At 66.4% G+C, this 357-nt stretch carries 1 pseudogene; it reads right to left on the bottom strand.

Annotated features, from left to right (window positions below):
* Nucleotides 1–52 precede the first annotated feature (52 nt).
* Nucleotides 53–357, bottom strand: a pseudogene (locus AX685_RS10590) (HAD family hydrolase); the annotation flags it as partial.

Here is a 357-nt window from a genome sequence, read left to right as displayed (position 1 = left end):
CATGCTCCTAAAGCTACCGGATCAGCACCGTCACCCCCAGCTTTTTTATGCCCCCGACATCGTTGGCGATCGCTTCGGCGACCTTCTGGTGATCGCCGGAGATCATTATCATCCGCGACACACCCATCTCGTGCAGCCGGCGCAGCGCGGTCTTGGCCGCTTCGCGGGGCGTGTCCATCAGGCCGATCGCGCCTAGGTCGCGGTCTCCCTTGCGGACGACCATCGTCGTGCGGCCGTTCTCGCGCAGCTTCGCGATCGCGTCCTGCGCCCCCTGCCCCAGCGCCGGTATGCCCTCGCCCCCAAACATCTCGGCCTTGCCGATCCACACCGTCTCGCCATCCACGCTCGCGGTGACGC

Source organism: Sphingomonas sp. CCH9-F2 (genome assembly GCF_001556735.1).
GTDB lineage: Bacteria > Pseudomonadota > Alphaproteobacteria > Sphingomonadales > Sphingomonadaceae > Sphingomonas > Sphingomonas ginsenosidimutans.
Note: the sequence above shows the minus strand (reverse complement) of the source record. Positions and strands in the feature narration are given on the sequence as shown.